Genomic DNA, 14746 nt, shown 5'->3' on the forward strand with positions numbered 1-14746 from the left:
CATCACTTTGGTCCAGGCATCGACAAAGTCTTTGGTAAACTTCACTTTACCGTCCTGTGCTGCATAGACTTCAGCAATAGCACGCAGTTCTGAGTGCGAACCAAACACCAGGTCCACAGGAGTTGCTGTCCATTTCAGTTTGCCTGTTTTGCGATCGACCCCTTCATATAACCCTTCAGTTTTAGCTGACTTACGCCATTCAGTGGACATATCCAGCAGATTGACGAAAAAGTCATTACTCAAGGTACCGGGTTTACTGGTAAAGACTCCATGTTTCGCACCCGCAGTATTGGCATCCAGCGCTCGTAAACCACCGATCAGCACTGTCATTTCCGGCACGCTTAAGGTCAGCAGATTGGCTTTATCCACCAAGGCCTCGGCGGGAGATAACAAGGCATCTTTGTTGTAGTAGTTGCGGAAGCCATCAGCCATCGGCTCCAATACAGCAAAAGATTCCACATCGGTTTGTGCCTGACTGGCGTCGGTACGGCCCGGTGTAAAGGGCACCTCCACCGTGATCCCGCCTGCTTTAGCAGCCTGCTCTACCGCAGCACTGCCTGCAAGCACAATCAAATCAGCCAACGAGACCTTCTTGCCACCTGTTTGGGCTTTATTAAAGTCTTGCTGAATAGCCTGCAATTTTTTCAGTACTTTAGCTACTTCAGCCGGGTTATTCACCGCCCAGTCTTTTTGAGGCGCAAGTGCCAAACGAGCGCCGTTGGCACCACCACGTAAATCAGTACCACGGAAACTGGCGGCTGCAGCCCAACTGGTACGCACTAACTCTGGCACTGTTAAACCGGATGACAAGACTTTAGCTTTCAGCGCTTTGATGTCCTCAGCGTTGACCAGTTCATGATCGACAGCAGGCACAGCGTCTTGCCAAATCAGCGTTTCAGCAGGCACTTCAGCACCCAAATAACGTACCTTAGGCCCCATATCGCGGTGAGTTAACTTAAACCAGGCTTTGGCAAAAGCCAGTTCAAACTCCTTCGGATTTTCTTTAAAGCGCATGGTGATCTTGCGGTATTCAGGATCTTCCTTCAGCGCCAGGTCTGTAGTAAACATAATTGGCGCATGACGTTTGGTTTTGTCATGTGCATCCGGCACCAGGTTCGCTGCCTGGCCGTCTTTCGGGATCCATTGGATAGCACCTGCCGGACTTCTGGTCTGCACCCAATCAAAAGCATACAGGTTATCCAGATACTGAGTGGTCCAGGCGATAGGATTCACCGACCAGGCCCCTTCTAAACCCGAAGTAACGGTATCTTCCGAGTGACCTTTGCCACATTTATTTTTCCAGCCAAAACCTTGCTCTTCCAGACCTGCCGCAGCAGGTTCTTTGCCGACACAGTCTTCTGGTTTATGCGCACCGTGTGCTTTACCAAAGGTATGGCCACCTGCAATTAACGCCACAGTTTCTTCGTCATTCATCGCCATACGGCCAAAGGTTTCGCGAATATCCTTGGCGGCAAGCAGCGGATCAGGATTGCCATTAGGCCCTTCCGGATTGACATAAATCAGCCCCATTTGCACCGCAGCCAGAGGTTTTTGCAGTTTACGATCACCGCTGTAGCGCTTGTCATCCAGGAATTTAGTTTCCGGTCCCCAGTACACAATATCGGCTTCCCAATCGTCGGTGCGGCCACCGGCAAAACCAAAGGTTTTAAAGCCCATAGACTCCAGTGCCACATTACCTGTTAACACCATCAAATCGGCCCAGGAAATTTGACGACCGTATTTTTGTTTAATAGGCCAAAGCAAACGCCGTGCTTTATCTAAATTAACGTTATCAGGCCAGCTATTTAGTGGCTCAAACCGCTGCTGGCCACCACCTGCACCACCGCGGCCATCGGAAATCCGGTAAGTTCCGGCACTATGCCAGGCCATACGGATAAAAAACGGGCCATAGTGACCATAATCTGGCGGCCACCAGTCTTGTGGTGTGGTCATCAGTTGAGTGATGTCCGCTTTGAGCGCTTTTAAATCCAATTTTTTAAACTCTTCGGCATAGTTAAATGCCTCCCCCATAGGGTTAGACTCCACCCCATGCTGCCGTAACGGCGCTAAATCAAGTTGCTCCGGCCACCAAAACTGGTTGCCTTGTTTCATGCTGTCTGCACTGGCGATATGGGTAGTTAAAGCTAACGAAACGGCGACTGCTAAAGCCGAGAGTAATGTTGTTTTCCGTTGAAGCATTTGCGCTCCCTCCATTGGTTAAAGTTAACCTGCACCGCGATAAACATTAGCCCAATGGAATAGAAAATACGTTCCTAATCAATTTAAATCATTAATCGGAGTTTGAGAGATTTGTAAAGGTTTTTTGGCGGATCTTAGGGGATAGCGATCTTTGTAGCCAAACTGCCTTGCTTGATTACTCAACGCGCACTATATTTTGTACGTTATTTCGTACTTAACAGGATTCTATTGTGGCACGTCTCCGACTTGATCAGGACATCCAACCTCTTTCTGAATTCAGATCCAGTGTTGCTTCTTATATCCGGCAGATTAACGAAACCCGCCGTCCTTTAGTCATTACACAACATGGCAAAGGCGTCGCTGTGCTGTTGGACGTAGCAGAATATGAAGCTATGCAGGAGAAAATTGAACTGCTGGAAGAACTGCGCACCTCTGAAGCCCAACTGGCGTCAGGTGCTGGAGTTTCAAATGAAGACGCCCGCAGTTTGCTGCTAGCGCGGTTGAAAAAATGAATGTGGTTTGGTCGATTTTAGTCACTTACTAGCGGATAAAAATAAGCATGTGGGGACTTTACTGGCGATATTTGATATCAATAAGTTCAACTGTTTTTCTTCTGGCTGTTGAGATTCCCATGTCAACCATCAGCAACTGCGCAGTGAGCGATCAAAAGTGAGCGCGGGAGGCGCGAACGGGCGAACGTAGTAGTTGGTGGTGGTTGGGCTGGTTCGGAGAGCGGTTTGGTTTTGCTTTGAAGTTGAAGAGTCAGATTAGTTCAGATGGGATTGAGGATTCGGATGGAATATTGGGGTCAGAGCAAATTTGCTTCGCAAATCTTGATCTGCCCCCTTAGTGACCCGCCATTCCCCCTTAAAAACAACGAACCCGGCTTGCGCCGGGTTCGTTTTTTAGGGGGATGTGCGCGTTACATCATTCCGCCCATGCCACCCATGCCGCCCATATCTGGCATTGCAGGAGCATCTTTCTTCGGCAGTTCTGTCACCATAGCTTCGGTGGTGATCATCAGAGAACCAACAGAAGCGGCGAACTGCAGAGCAGAACGGGTAACTTTAGTTGGATCCAGGATACCCATTTCCAGCATATCGCCGTACACGCCAGTGGCAGCGTTGTAACCGTAGTTGCCTGAACCGTTTTTCACGTTGTTGACTACAACAGATGGCTCTTCACCGGCGTTATCAACGATTTGACGCAGAGGGGCTTCCATCGCACGCAGAGCGATTTTGATACCGTGGTTCTGGTCTTCGTTGACGCCACGCAGATCAGCCAGTTTGGCCGCTACACGTACTAAAGCCACACCACCGCCAGGTACTACGCCCTCTTCAACCGCAGCACGGGTTGCGTGCAGCGCGTCTTCTACGCGGTGTTTTTTCTCTTTCATTTCGATTTCAGTGGCAGCGCCCACTTTAATCACCGCAACACCGCCAGCTAACTTCGCCAGACGCTCTTGCAGTTTTTCTTTATCGTAGTCTGAAGTGGCTTCTTCCACTTGCTGACGGATTTGCTTGACGCGACCGTCGATAGCGTCTTGCTCACCAGCACCATCGATAATAGTGGTGTTGTCTTTGGTAATCACCACACGTTTGGCAGTACCTAAATCTTCCAGCGTGGCTTTTTCCAGTTCCATGCCGATTTCTTCAGAGATCACTACACCACCAGTTAATACCGCGATGTCTTGCAGCATAGCTTTACGACGGTCACCGAAACCTGGGGCTTTCACCGCAGACACTTTCACGATACCGCGCATGTTGTTCACCACCAGCGTGGCTAAAGCTTCGCCTTCTAAATCTTCAGCGATGATCAGCAGTGGTTTGCCTGACTTGGCCACGCCTTCTAATACCGGCAGTAATTCACGGATGTTGCTGATTTTTTTATCAACAGTCAGGATGAACGGGTTGTCCAGCTCGACCTGGCCAGCTTCAGCATTGTTGATGAAGTACGGAGACAGGTAACCACGGTCAAACTGCATACCTTCAACCACAGCCAGCTCGTTGGCTAAGCCCTGGCCTTCTTCAACAGTGATCACGCCTTCTTTGCCTACTTTGTCCATGGCATTGGCAATGATTTGACCAATTTCATCGTCAGAGTTTGCAGAGATAGTACCTACCTGAGCAATAGCTTTGCTGTCAGCACATGGCTGAGATAAAGCTTTTAATTCTTCAACGGCAGCAGCTACGGCTTTGTCGATACCACGTTTTAAATCCATTGGATTCATACCGGCAGCAACAGCTTTTACACCTTCGTTGATAATGTTTTGAGCTAACACAGTAGCTGTGGTCGTACCGTCACCAGCTTCGTCATTGGCTTTAGAAGCCACTTCTTTCACCATTTGCGCGCCCATATTTTCGAACTTGTCTTCCAGCTCGATTTCTTTGGCTACAGATACACCATCTTTGGTGATCATTGGTGAACCGAATGACTTATCCAGAATTACGTTACGGCCTTTCGGGCCTAAAGTAACGCGCACTGCGTTTGCTAAAATGTTGACGCCTTTGAGCATCTTGTTACGGGCTTCATCGCCGAAACGTACGTCTTTTGCAGCCATGTTAAAAATTCCTCTGAATGCTTTGAAATTAAATTAGAAAGTTCGGTTAAGATTATTCGGTGATCACGCCAAGAATGTTGTCTTCTTTGGTGATGACATATTCCTGACCGTCAATTTTCTCAGTGCGCTCTACGTAAGCACCAAAGATCACTTTGTCGCCGACTTTCACATCTAAAGCACGGACTGTACCGTTTTCTAAAATGCGACCGTTGCCAACTGCAACCACTTCACCACGAGTAGATTTTTCAGCAGAAGCGCCAGTCAGCACAATACCACCAGCAGATTTGCTTTCAGCTTCCAAACGCTTGATGATAACGCGATCGTGTAATGGACGAATATTCATGCTTTTTATCTCCTAAAAGCGATTTGAGTTTTAACGTTGAGTGTTAAATTTATTGTGCTTGCTATATGGGGCAATCTCCTTATGAACCCAAGGGCTATTTTTTAAAAATTTTGTGCTTTTTGGTGTTTTTGATTGTTTTTTGCGCAATCACTGCTTTTTATGCAACAAAACAGGCCCGAAGCGGGTCTTGGCTGCTGTGGCTTTCCAGCAACAAAAATGAGGACATCCCTATGATGATGGAACTGATTTTATGCAATTGTCCTGATTTACAGGTGGCAGAGCGCATCACTCAACACTTACTGCAGCGTAAACTGGCGGCTTGTGTTAACGTTTTGCCTGCAGTGCAATCGCATTATGTCTGGCAGGGTAAGCTTGAACACAGCACTGAAATTCCACTTCTGATCAAAGCCAGAAAAGAAGATTTTATTGAAATTGAACAGGCCATTTGTAAGCTACACCCGTATCAGGTGCCTGAAATTATTGCCATTGCCGCGCAACAAGTATTCGCCCCCTATTTACAGTGGGTTCAAGAGGTAACAAGTCGTGATTAAGAGTTTTTTAGTTAGCCTGCTGCTGTGCTTGTCTTTTGTCAGTCAGGCGCAAAGCACCAATGCACTAGCCGCTTTGCAGCAAGGATCAGAGTTTTTGCCGGTAGAGCAGGCTTTTGTGATGGATTTCCGCCAGCAGGAAAACAAGCTACAAGTCAGCTTTACCATAGCCGATGGCTACTACCTGTATAAAGACAAGTTTAAGTTTGCCGGCGTCGATACGGCTTTTTCTCACCCGCAGTATCCAAAAGGAGTGATGATTACGGATGAATACTTTGGTGAATCCGAGGTCTATTTCCATCAGGTGGTACTGGATATTCCGCTGAGCCAGATTGGCAAAGAAGCCCTGTTAAAACTGAGGTATCAGGGCTGCGCTGAAGCAGGTTTATGTTACCCGGTGCAAACGCTGGAAATTCCTTTGATAGCACCTGAAGGCTCTGCGTCAGAAAACTCAGCCACAGCCAGCACAGCAGATGCTGCTGCAGCTTTAGGTATTACAGACAACTCTTTGTCAGCTAACCCAGCGGCAGATGCTACAGCTCCTGTGTCAGAGCAATTACAACTGCTGGATAAGCTGCAAAGCGACGGTACTGTCAAAACCCTGTTTTTGTTTTTCTTACTGGGTTTGGGTTTGGCTTTTACCCCTTGTGTGTTTCCTATGTATCCGATTTTAACCAGCATTATTGTCGGCCAAGGCCAGCAGTTATCCGGTAAACGTGCTTTTACTCTGTCGATGGCCTATGTGCAGGGCATGGCCATTAGCTATTCTTTATTGGGTTTATTGGTCGCAAGTTTAGGCTTGCAGTTCCAGACCTACTTTCAGCACCCAGTGGTTCTGGTTGCTATCAGCATTTTATTTGTCGCCCTGGCTTTGGCTATGTTTGGTGTGTTTAACTTAAGCCTGCCGGAAAAATGGCAAAACAAAGTGAACACTTTAAGCAACAAACAACAAGGGGGCAGCATCAAAGGTGCGGCCTTGATGGGGTTGTTATCAGGTTTAGTCGCCTCCCCTTGCACCACGGCACCTCTTACCGCAGCACTGTTATATGTAGCTCAGTCCGGCGATTTAGCCTTGGGCGCTTTAACACTGTACATTTTAAGTATGGGTATGGGTTTGCCCTTGCTGATCTTAGGCAGCACAGGCGGTAAGTTTTTACCCAAAGCCGGCGCCTGGATGGATGTCGTCAAAGCCAGCTTTGGTTTCCTGTTGTTGGCTGTGCCGGTCTGGTTACTCAGCCGTTTCCTGCCTGCTTCTGTGGTGGTGATTGCCGCAACTTTGGTGTTATTGATGCTGGCTGTGTACTTACATCGCTTATCGCAGCAGCTTTCACCAGGTACCACAGGCCAAAGCATCAGTTGGATGCTGGCTTTAGTCGTAGTGCTTGGCACTACAGGCGCCAACTTATGGTACTGGTTACCGGGCTCTACAGTGACTCAAGTGGCAGGCCAAAGTGTTCAGACACAAAACACGGAATTTAAACTGGTAAAAACTTTGGATGAGCTGCAACAAGAAGTGAAAAAATCAGCCGAAGCTGGTAAACCTGCGCTGGTGGATTTATACGCCGAATGGTGTGTGGCTTGTAAAGAGTTTGAGCACATCACTTTTGCCGATAGCGAAGTGAAAAACTTAATGGCGCAGTTCACCTTGATTAAAGTCGATGTCACCAACGCCTCGGAGCAGGATCAGCAATTGCTCGATCATTTTCAGGTTTTAGGTTTGCCAACTTTGCTGTTATTTGACAAAAACGGCAGCGAATTAACGCAATCCCGCATCACTGGCTTTATGGGACCAAAAGATTTTAGTGCCCATTTAGGCCCAATACTGCAGTAAAAATATCCGCATTACTCACGGCAAAGTCAGACTGGCTCTGACTTTGCCTGAATTTCTAGACTTCAGTTTCAACTTCGCAAAAAAGTTCCGTTCTGCTGATAAGACCAGTATTTTGCTGCCATTTGCAACGATTTCACTATAATAAGCGGCAAATCTGCAGCGACCACTGGTCGCTGAACAAAAAAGATGCAATTGCTTTATGCCTTTGGCAAGATAGTTAGCAATCAATAAAAATGACGGGATATTCGCGCTATATGTCTACAAACTTACGTATTTTGCTGCTCAACGGCCCTAACTTAAATATGTTAGGCAAACGTGAGCCTCAAATTTATGGCGCCGCTACTTTACCGCAAATTGTTGAAGGCTTAACAGCTCATGCCAAAGAGCTGAATGTCACTTTGACTCATCTGCAATCCAATGCCGAACATGAGCTCATCAACGCCATTCAGCAAAGTTTAGGACAACAGGACTTTATTATTATTAACCCGGGCGCTTATACCCATACCAGTGTGGCTATTCGTGATGCGCTGCTCTCTGTGGCTATTCCTTTTATTGAAGTGCATTTGTCCAATGTACATGCCCGGGAAGAATTCCGTCGTCACTCGTATTTATCCGATATCGCCAAAGGTGTGATCTGTGGTTTAGGAGCCAAAGGCTACCACTACGCACTGGAATCGGCGGTGTCGTCCTTATCAACCATTCCATCAAATTAATTAGGCAACTACGTCATGGATATCAGAAAAATTAAAAAATTGATCGAACTGCTGGAAGAATCAGGCATTAACGAGCTTGAAATAACTGAAGGCGAAGAATCCGTTCGTATCAGCCGCAATGGCCCTATGCAGCAATATGCACCTGTGCAGTATGCTGCCGCGCCTATGCAACAAGCTCCGGCTACAGCCCCAGCCGTTGCCGCAGCTCCTGCTGAAGCTGCCAAGCCGGTAGTCACAGGTCACCAAATGCGTTCACCTATGGTAGGTTCCTTCTACCGCGCAGCGTCTCCAACGTCCAAGGCTTTTGTTGAAGTAGGCCAGAGCGTTAAAGTGGGTGATACCTTGTGTATTATCGAAGCGATGAAGATGATGAACCAGATCCAGGCTGATAAAGCCGGGGTGGTGACACAAATTCTGGTAGAAAACGGCGAGCCGGTTGAGTTTGACCAGCCATTATTTGTGATCGAATAAGTTAAAAGGCAGACTCATGCTAGAAAAAGTACTGATCGCCAACCGGGGTGAAATTGCACTGCGTATTTTACGTGCGTGTAAGGAACTCGGTATCAAAACGGTGGCTGTGCACTCCACAGTAGACCGTAATCTGAAACACGTGTTGCTGGCCGACGAGACCATTTGTATTGGTCCTGCGCCATCACCACAAAGTTACTTAAATATTCCTGCGCTGATTGCCGCCGCTGAAGTCACCAATGCCCAGGCGATTCACCCGGGTTATGGTTTTTTAGCTGAACGTGCTGACTTCGCGCAACAAGTGGAAGAAAGTGGTCTGGTGTTTATCGGCCCACGTCCTGAGTCTATCCGTTTAATGGGCGACAAAGTTTCTGCCATTGAAGCGATGAAAAAAGCTGGCGTACCTTGTGTACCTGGTTCTGACGGCGCTGTCGGTGACGACGACGAAGTCAACAAAGCCATTGCCAAACGTATAGGTTATCCGATTATCGTCAAAGCGGCCGGTGGTGGTGGTGGTCGTGGTATGCGTGTGGTACGTAGCGAAGCCGAATTAGTTGAATCTATCGCCATGACCAAAAACGAAGCGGGCGCAGCCTTTGGTAATGACATGGTATACATGGAGAAATTCCTGGAAAACCCACGTCATATCGAAATTCAGGTGCTGGCAGACGGTCAAGGCAATGCCATTCATTTAGGTGAACGGGATTGCTCTATGCAACGTCGTCACCAGAAAGTAGTGGAAGAAGCTCCGGCTCCGGGCATTACACAGGAACTGCGTGACTTTATCGGTGGTCGTTGTGTGCAGGCCTGTATTGACCTGAACTACCGCGGTGCCGGTACCTTCGAATTCCTGTTTGAAAACGGCGAGTTTTATTTCATCGAAATGAACACCCGTATTCAGGTAGAACACCCTGTGACTGAAATGATCACTGGTGTGGACTTGATTAAAGAGCAACTGCGCATCGCCTCTGGCATGCCACTGAGCATTAAGCAGTCTGATATCGTGATCCGTGGTCATGCCGTGGAATGTCGTATCAACGCTGAAGATGCCAAGACCTTTATTCCGTCGCCAGGTACCATCACCCGCTTCCACCCACCAGGTGGCAACGGTGTACGTTGGGATTCGCATATTTACGCCGATTACACAGTACCGCCAAATTACGACTCCATGGTAGGTAAGCTGATCACCTACGGTGAAAACCGTGATATCGCTATAGCCCGTATGCGTAATGCCTTAAGCGAACTGCTGGTCGGTGGCATCAAAACCAATATCGAACTGCACAAGCTGATTATGACTGACGAGAACTTCAATAAAGGTGGAACGAATATCCACTATCTTGAACATAAACTCGGTCTGAAATAAATACCCTTCGTACTTGAAGCTGCAGCGTTGTTGCCTGCGTGCTCTCGCCCCAGTCGCATAGGCAACTATGCTCCTGGGGTCTCAAGCTCTTGTCGCCTAGCTGCAACATCAATTACTTTGGGTATTGATCTTGTCGGCGTACTTGAAGCTGCAGCGTTGTTGCCTGCGTGCTCTCGCCCCAGTCGCATAGGCAACTATGCTCCTGGGGTCTCAAGCTCTTGTCGCCTGGCTGCAACATCAATTACTTTGGGTATTGGTCTTGTCGTCGTACTTGAAGCTGCAGCCTTGTTGACTTTATAGCGCAGCGTTGCAGTCCTCCATAGCCACCTTCACGGTGGCTTTGTTATTTTGCGCCTGATTTTACGCCGCCAAACTGCTACAATTCGCGCCCAATTCCAGAAAGTGAAGAGCAACGCCATGCCGTGGATCCAATTACGTGTCAACAGCACTGAAAAACAGGCCGAGCAGGTCAGCGATATGCTGATGAGCTGGGGTGCGCAAGCGGTCAGTTTTGTCGACGCCAAAGACACCCCAATTTATGAACCTCTGCCGGGTGAAGTCTTGTATTGGGAAAATACCGTGGTGGTAGGGTTGTTTGATGCCGAACACAAAATGGATAAAGTGATTCGTCAGTTGGAGAAAGCCGCCATCTTTAAAAACGGCGTGCAATACAAACTGGAACAACTGGAAGACAAAGACTGGGAAAGGGAATGGATGGATAACTTCCACCCTATCCGTTTTGGCCAAAGGCTGTGGGTTTGCCCAAGCTGGCGTGATATTCCGGATCCAACCGCAGTCAACGTGATGCTCGACCCTGGTTTGGCTTTTGGTACCGGCACTCACCCGACTACAGCGCTTTGTATGGAGTGGCTGGACGCGCAAGAATTATCACAAAGTTTAGTGGTCGATTTTGGTTGTGGTTCAGGCATTTTAGGTATTGCTGCGTTAAAGCTCGGTGCAAAACGTGTGGTCGGTATCGACATCGACCCTCAAGCTATTGAATCCAGTCTCGCCAACGCCACCCGTAACGGCGTAGAGCAACAGATTGAGCTGTATTTACCTAAGGATCAACCCGCCTCACTACAAGCCGATGTGGTAGTAGCTAATATTCTGGCTGGTCCTTTGGCAGAACTGTCCGGCATTATCAGTGCTTACGTTAAACCCGGTGGTTTACTGGCGCTGTCCGGTATTCTGGAAAGTCAGGCTCAGTCGGTGATCGATGCCTATGCGGCAGAATTTGAGTTTGACCCTGTTGCGATCAAAGAAGAGTGGGTACGCTTAACAGCGCGGAAGAAAGTTTAAAGTCTTATCTATAGCCTAAGTAGTTGGAGTTGCAGGGCGGAGACAAGTTGTGAGTCCCCATGAGCATAGTAGTCTCTATGTGATTGGGGCGAGCGACGCAGTCAACAAAGCTGCAGCTTCAAATACGACGGCTATACAGGCGACCTGCCCATCAGGTCGCCTGTTTCGAACAAACTCATATCAATACACCCAACGTTCTGGCAGTATCAAAGCAGCAGCTATATAAGCAACCAACACAGCGACTGGAAAATACAATGCCATCACCACAACCAAAGCGCGGATAACCCAAATCGGCTGATCGTAATAGGCGGCGAAACCTGCACATACACCAGAAATTTTGCGTTTTGCCTTGTTTACAAACCAGGCGCTTTTATCACTGTTTCTCATCACATTACTCCCCAACTTTGTTACTTACCGCTTTATCCAGCATCCACATCAAACCAGCTAAAGCCCAGACCACGACGATGTTGATGATAATCAGCGACATGTCCTGCTCCTCCTTAACCCGGTTTATCTATTCAGATTTCGTCAACAGCCCAGCTACCGACAATGCCGAACCAAGCTAAAACAACCATCAGTGCTACCATTTCCATTTTGACTCTCCTTACCTTTATTGATCTGTTATCAGTTAAATTTTCAGACTTCGTCAGCCGCCCAGCTTGCAACAATACCGAACCAGGCCAATACAACCATCAGTGCTGCTATTTCCATTTTGACTCTCCTCAATCTTAGTTAGTGGTTTAATTCATCATCAGTTCATCTGTTGATATCTATGTATTGCAGCTGCTGTGCCAATTTGAAAATAAATTTTAAACCATTGTTTTAATTGAAATTAATTAAATAAAGACAATAGAAACTTATAGCTCAAATTTCACCCAAAATACGAAAGTGGTATTTTTAACCACTTTTTAGTTAATTTAAAAAACGCTTGAAAGGCTAAATTCAGGCGTGCAAATGCAGCAGGATGGCACTACAGAAAAGATTGAACATTGACAGAAATATAGGGGCCGACAGGTGCAAACAGGAATACGGAAAAGAACTTAAAAAACAAAACCCGGTACTACTTAAAGCCGGGTTGATGAAGGAATATCGAAAGGGGGTAGTAACCAATGCCAGAGCACAGATACCAGGCCAACACTAACTACGGGCAATAAAAACAGCCCCAACAAGCCTAATGTTAAGCTCAGCATTGTTAGTCCACCTTAGCTACTGCAATCACAGCTTCTTTTTCAGTTTCTGTGGTGGTCACTAAAGTGTTTTCCAGTTCAGCCAGAGCTTTTTGGCTTTGCTCCAGAATGGCAACTTTCAGCTCGGCCATTTGCTGGCTCATCAGTTCAGCAGCAAAGGCGCTAATGGCCTGGCTATTCACTGTGGGCAAGCTCAGTTCATTGGCTTGTACTGACGGGATTGCAGCAAAAGCTGCTGTGGTAACAAGGACTAACGTAGCGAGTGTTTTCATGGTCGTGCTCCTGAATGAGTAGTGAAGTTCACTATCTGTATTTCAAGGGGCGTGCCATACTGAAAAAAATCAATAAGCCGTTGATATTTAATGATTTAAAGTAAAAACCAAGACTTATAAAAAGAAGTCACAATTATGAAAAACAAAAAAGTGGTGAAATTCACCACTTTTTAAATATTTATACTCACACGACTAAAGCTGCGGCACCTTCTTCAATGCATCCAGCATCACCTGCGGACCGCTGCTCGGTAAGTGACCGATTTCACTTAAATGCCGCCGCCACAAACGGGCTCCTGGTACGCCCTGAAACAAGCCCAGCATATGGCGTGCTATATGCCAGAAACGTGCGCCTTGAGTCATCTGACGTTCTATGTAAGGCAACATCAGCTCCACCACCTGATGCGGTGTCGGCACTGTACGTGGGTTGTTATAAATAGCCGCATCAATTTGTGCCAGCATCAAAGGGTTACTGTAGGCTTCGCGGCCCACCATTACACCATCCACATGCTGTAAATGAGTTAAACAGTCCTGTAGTGTTTTCACGCCACCATTGATGGATATATCCAACTGCGGGAAATCTTTTTTCAACTGATACACCCGTTCGTAATCCAGTGGCGGAATTTCGCGGTTCTCTTTTGGGCTTAAGCCGCTGAGCCAGGCTTTACGGGCATGCACAATAAACTGGTTACAACCAGATTCTGCGATAGTGCCGACAAAATCGACCAAAAACTGATAACTGTCCTGATCATCAATACCGATGCGGCTTTTTACTGTCACAGGAATGTCCACGACAGCACGCATTGCGTTGATACAAGCGGCGACCAATTCTGGTTTAGCCATCAGGCAGGCGCCAAACATACCGTTTTGTACTCTGTCAGACGGACAACCGACGTTAATATTAATGGCGTCGTAGCCGCGCTCCTGACAAAGTTTAGCGCTGTGTGCCATATCTTTCGGATCAGAGCCACCAAGCTGCACAACCACTGGATGCTCTTCTTCGTTAAATGCCAGATAATCACCCTGACCATAAATAATGGCGCCCGTCGTCACCATCTCGGTATAAAGCACCGCATGTTCAGACAATAGTCTGTGAAAATAGCGACAATGTTTATCTGTCCAATCCAGCATAGGGGCAATGGAGAAACGGTGATCCATAATCACTGGCTTTGAAGCGGAAGTAGTCGAACTCATCATGAAACGGCTGCCATCTGGTTAATCTGCTGTTTTCTACAGCGCTGAATCAAGCGGATAAATCCAGAGTGTAGAAAAATCGCGCGAGTATACACCAGACGCCCAGGCTTTTCAGTGTAAAACAAGCATAAAACCAGTTTTGGCTCCTCTCAGGACTGAGATTTAAGCAGTAATAAGCTGTAACGCGAATTTAGCTCCAGTAAGGCTATTTTTCTCTCGCCTTGTTTTAAAGGTAATTCTCCGGTACGGACTTTATTACGCTTTAATCTTAATAACTGATAACCAGCCAGATACACCAACAATTTCCGGCTGTATTCCTCAAACCAGGAACCATTAAAATGATGGATGCTGAAGTTTTCTTTACCTGGCTCTGGCGTGCAAAAGTAGTGACTTGGATAGATGAAGGCATCTTCGGTTAGCTGATAGATCTGGTCGCCAGCGTAGGGTTTATGCAAACCAAAATCCCGTGCAAACAGCTCACTGATAAGGCCTGTGTTTGGCGTTAAATCTTCCGAGCCATCCGCTTTATAAAATGATCGGCTGTCGTAGGCGCTGAGTAAAGTTTTGACAATAGCATGACCTGGCACAGCCCCCATCATAGCTGTCACTGGCGCAGTACGGCCTTTAAAACGCTCAAAACCAGTCACAAAATGATGATGCCGGAATGATTCTAAATCGGCGGTTAATTCAAGATCGGTATCAAAATAAAATCCGCCCATTTGGTGCAGGGCATAAAGACGCAAATAATCCGACACAAAAGCCCATTTTT

The 14746-nt window shown here is 47.3% G+C and carries 15 protein-coding genes; 7 read left to right on the forward strand and 8 right to left on the reverse strand.

Annotated elements, in window-relative coordinates:
- On the reverse strand, positions 1-2199 hold a 2199-nt coding region (gene katG, locus SD53_RS12000), incomplete at its 3' end, for a catalase/peroxidase HPI (RefSeq protein WP_046520477.1).
- Between the two features lie 230 nt (positions 2200-2429).
- Between katG and SD53_RS12005 the strand changes: the two genes are divergently transcribed.
- Positions 2430-2711, forward strand: a complete 282-nt coding sequence (locus SD53_RS12005; protein ID WP_046520478.1) for a type II toxin-antitoxin system Phd/YefM family antitoxin — start codon at positions 2430-2432, stop codon at positions 2709-2711.
- Between the two features lie 410 nt (positions 2712-3121).
- Here SD53_RS12005 and groL read toward each other — a convergent pair whose 3' ends face one another.
- A complete protein-coding gene (groL, locus tag SD53_RS12010; protein WP_046520479.1) occupies positions 3122-4759 on the reverse strand; it encodes a chaperonin GroEL in 1638 nt (545 codons plus the stop codon).
- Positions 4760-4811: 52 nt separating this feature from the next.
- Positions 4812-5102: a co-chaperone GroES gene (locus SD53_RS12015; RefSeq protein ID WP_046520480.1), complete on the reverse strand. Its 291-nt coding sequence runs from the start codon at positions 5100-5102 to the stop codon at positions 4812-4814.
- Positions 5103-5332: 230 nt separating this feature from the next.
- Here SD53_RS12015 and cutA point away from each other — a divergent pair, with 230 nt between their 5' ends.
- The 6 genes from cutA (at position 5333) to prmA (ending at position 11327) form a co-directional block, all read left to right on the forward strand.
- Complete coding sequence (gene cutA, locus SD53_RS12020) at positions 5333-5653, forward strand: divalent-cation tolerance protein CutA (RefSeq protein WP_206539933.1); 321 nt, start codon at positions 5333-5335, stop codon at positions 5651-5653.
- Complete coding sequence (locus SD53_RS12025; RefSeq protein WP_046520481.1) at positions 5646-7481, forward strand: protein-disulfide reductase DsbD; 1836 nt, start codon at positions 5646-5648, stop codon at positions 7479-7481. The genes cutA and SD53_RS12025 overlap by 8 nt, the downstream gene beginning before the upstream one ends.
- A gap of 254 nt (positions 7482-7735) precedes the next feature.
- Positions 7736-8194, forward strand: a complete 459-nt coding sequence (gene aroQ, locus SD53_RS12030; RefSeq protein ID WP_046520482.1) for a type II 3-dehydroquinate dehydratase — start codon at positions 7736-7738, stop codon at positions 8192-8194.
- Between the two features lie 15 nt (positions 8195-8209).
- Positions 8210-8665, forward strand: coding sequence for an acetyl-CoA carboxylase biotin carboxyl carrier protein (gene accB / locus SD53_RS12035; protein WP_046520483.1), 456 nt, complete (start codon positions 8210-8212; stop codon positions 8663-8665).
- A 16-nt stretch (positions 8666-8681) separates the two neighbouring features.
- Entirely contained in the window at positions 8682-10025 is a 1344-nt protein-coding gene (accC, locus tag SD53_RS12040) for an acetyl-CoA carboxylase biotin carboxylase subunit (protein ID WP_046520484.1), read from the forward strand.
- A gap of 417 nt (positions 10026-10442) precedes the next feature.
- Positions 10443-11327, forward strand: coding sequence for a 50S ribosomal protein L11 methyltransferase (prmA, locus tag SD53_RS12045; RefSeq protein WP_046520485.1), 885 nt, complete (start codon positions 10443-10445; stop codon positions 11325-11327).
- A gap of 180 nt (positions 11328-11507) precedes the next feature.
- On the opposite strand, the gene SD53_RS12050 is transcribed toward prmA, so the two are convergent.
- The 5 genes from SD53_RS12050 to SD53_RS12065 all read right to left on the reverse strand — a co-directional run.
- Entirely contained in the window at positions 11508-11714 is a 207-nt protein-coding gene (locus SD53_RS12050; RefSeq protein WP_046520486.1) for a PspC domain-containing protein, read from the reverse strand.
- A 677-nt stretch (positions 11715-12391) separates the two neighbouring features.
- Positions 12392-12517: a hypothetical protein gene (locus SD53_RS18950; RefSeq protein ID WP_277619431.1), complete on the reverse strand. Its 126-nt coding sequence runs from the start codon at positions 12515-12517 to the stop codon at positions 12392-12394.
- A 2-nt stretch (positions 12518-12519) separates the two neighbouring features.
- Positions 12520-12786 carry a hypothetical protein gene (locus SD53_RS12055; RefSeq protein WP_046520487.1) on the reverse strand — a complete coding sequence of 89 codons (267 nt, stop codon included), beginning with the start codon at positions 12784-12786 and terminating at the stop codon, positions 12520-12522.
- 192 nt (positions 12787-12978) lie between these two features.
- Positions 12979-13980 (reverse strand): tRNA dihydrouridine(20/20a) synthase DusA, encoded by a 1002-nt coding sequence (gene dusA / locus SD53_RS12060; protein WP_082101858.1) that lies wholly within the window; start codon positions 13978-13980, stop codon positions 12979-12981.
- A gap of 146 nt (positions 13981-14126) precedes the next feature.
- A partial coding sequence (locus SD53_RS12065; RefSeq protein ID WP_277619432.1) for a glycosyltransferase occupies positions 14127-14746 on the reverse strand: 620 nt, incomplete at its 5' end.

Origin of the sequence: Rheinheimera mesophila, from assembly GCF_000986865.1 — a bacterium.
GTDB classification, from domain to species: domain Bacteria; phylum Pseudomonadota; class Gammaproteobacteria; order Enterobacterales; family Alteromonadaceae; genus Pararheinheimera; species Pararheinheimera mesophila.

Bases quoted from the DNA above. Each gene is read 5' to 3' on its own strand.
- SD53_RS12050 (WP_046520486.1), bottom strand. From the start codon at position 11,714: ATGAGAAACAGTGATAAAAGCGCCTGGTTTGTAAACAAGGCAAAACGC.
- cutA (WP_206539933.1), top strand. From the start codon at position 5,333: ATGATGATGGAACTGATTTTATGCAATTGTCCTGATTTACAGGTGGCA.
- SD53_RS12055 (WP_046520487.1), bottom strand. From the start codon at position 12,786: ATGAAAACACTCGCTACGTTAGTCCTTGTTACCACAGCAGCTTTTGCT.
- aroQ (WP_046520482.1), top strand. From the start codon at position 7,736: ATGTCTACAAACTTACGTATTTTGCTGCTCAACGGCCCTAACTTAAAT.
- dusA (WP_082101858.1), bottom strand. From the start codon at position 13,980: ATGATGAGTTCGACTACTTCCGCTTCAAAGCCAGTGATTATGGATCAC.
- SD53_RS12015 (WP_046520480.1), bottom strand. From the start codon at position 5,102: ATGAATATTCGTCCATTACACGATCGCGTTATCATCAAGCGTTTGGAA.
- SD53_RS18950 (WP_277619431.1), bottom strand. From the start codon at position 12,517: ATGCTGAGCTTAACATTAGGCTTGTTGGGGCTGTTTTTATTGCCCGTA.
- prmA (WP_046520485.1), top strand. From the start codon at position 10,443: ATGCCGTGGATCCAATTACGTGTCAACAGCACTGAAAAACAGGCCGAG.
- accB (WP_046520483.1), top strand. From the start codon at position 8,210: ATGGATATCAGAAAAATTAAAAAATTGATCGAACTGCTGGAAGAATCA.
- groL (WP_046520479.1), bottom strand. From the start codon at position 4,759: ATGGCTGCAAAAGACGTACGTTTCGGCGATGAAGCCCGTAACAAGATG.
- accC (WP_046520484.1), top strand. From the start codon at position 8,682: ATGCTAGAAAAAGTACTGATCGCCAACCGGGGTGAAATTGCACTGCGT.